Genomic DNA, 1658 nt, shown 5'->3' on the forward strand with positions numbered 1-1658 from the left:
GCCAAGGCTTCTCAGCGACAATGGCTCGAGTTACGTGGCAGACGATCTGGCCAAGTGGCTCAACCAGAAGGGCATGCAGCATGTGCGCGGCGCTCCGTACGAGGACGAGGCGTTCACCATCCCTCCAGGACAATTCGCGTTTCAGCGACCGCGTCTACCATGTACAGAGCGCAGTCATAAAGATCGCTCAAAAGCGATCCTTCGCAAATTGTCGTTTCAGCATCCGGGAGGACGAGTTCAACAGGATGGACAAATCCCACGCTCGGAGCATGGTACTACTTTGACGTGCCAAAGGACGCCGAACTGCTGTGGGAAGGCGAAAACCTGGCTCGTGTTTGTTCGGAATGAACGCGGCGGGCCGCACGGAAAAGCACTTCACCGGCTTGTCTCAAGTCCGAAGGCGCAATTCCGCGGCGCAATCCGGGCCAGGTACCCACAGTGCTGCTGAAATCCTTTGCATCCGCGGGGCCGTCTATACATGAAGCTCTCGATGAAGGATGCCGACGCGGCTGCATTATACCCACAAGAGGTCAACAACGCATTTCTTCTCGAGCTCTTTATGGCGGCCCGCTCGAAGGCGCGATGCCGTCGGGCCCCTATGGATAAAAAGTCACATCCAAGGATTGTGCGCGATGCGCCACGGAATGGCCTTCTCGAACCGGCTGGCGTTTTCGGAAGCATTGCCGCGCAACAGCGAAAGCCGGCGCTCGCGATCGCGCTGCGCATGATCAAGAAACACGATCAGCACATCGAATCGATGACCTCCTTCGGACGAATGCTGAGCAGAAGGGCATCCGTGCTGCTCTGACCGAAGTCGCACAGCTGATCGCCCATAAGAAATGAAAGTGGACCCCATTCGTGAGATCACCGGGGTCCACTCACAGGCGCCGCAGCAGACACGGGAATATCCCGTGTACCGGCGCAGGTCGGTGGCGCGCGGCTTCGGCCGGGCTCTGCAATCCCCCATCTGACGCATCGATCGCTGCACACGTTGCGATTGGAGGCACGCCCCCCGCTGGCAGCATCGCGATCATAACTGCGAGCCGAGAAATGGCCAGGCCGTGAACAACTCGTCGATCCGCCGCGTCGATGCTCCGTCTCGTCCTCTGCGTCATTCTCCGCTCCTTCGCCCAAAATCCGATTAGTTAACCGGCCCGATTTTCGGGACCACCTGATCCGTGTAGCCGGGTAGCGAGCCACACTCGCGCGTCTATCGGAGGCGGGATCGTCGGCGCGCGAGCGCATCGTCTCGACGCCGCGCGTCTCCATCAACGTCGCCGTCGACCGGATGCGGTTTCTGCTACCAATACCAACTCGAGGACGGCCCTGCCTCCTCCGTCGAGGGCCCCGCGCCGTCGTCAATAGCGCTCCGCCACTAATTGCCCAAGAAGCTTGAAGCGCACGTCGCGTCAGGTTGTACGATCAAAGGGAGGTTGAGAGCGATCTGTCATCCAACCAGCATGACGCGCTGTGGCCACGACCGTGCAAGTAGCGAGAACGAGCTATTGAGCGACCATTTCCATCTTGAAGAGAGGACCATCGAGGCGGTACGGCGTTATCGTGACGCGCTAGCCGCTGCCGCGAACTCTGAAAAGGCGCAAGCACGCACACATCGAGCGCTCATGAGCATGCTCCCAGACCTAGAGCGCGCAGTACTC

General features: G+C 59.8%; 1 protein-coding gene. It reads left to right on the forward strand.

Going from position 1 to position 1658, the window contains the following annotated elements:
* Positions 1 to 490 precede the first annotated feature (490 nt).
* Positions 491 to 808, forward strand: coding sequence for a hypothetical protein (locus GA0061099_RS40955; RefSeq protein WP_141697829.1), 318 nt, complete (start codon positions 491 to 493; stop codon positions 806 to 808).
* Positions 809 to 1658 lie beyond the last annotated feature (850 nt).

The organism is Bradyrhizobium yuanmingense (assembly GCF_900094575.1).
Lineage (GTDB): Bacteria > Pseudomonadota > Alphaproteobacteria > Rhizobiales > Xanthobacteraceae > Bradyrhizobium > Bradyrhizobium yuanmingense.

Coding starts and splice junctions, on each gene's coding strand:
- GA0061099_RS40955 (WP_141697829.1), top strand. CDS start 491: ATGAAGGATGCCGACGCGGCTGCATTATACCCACAAGAGGTCAACAAC.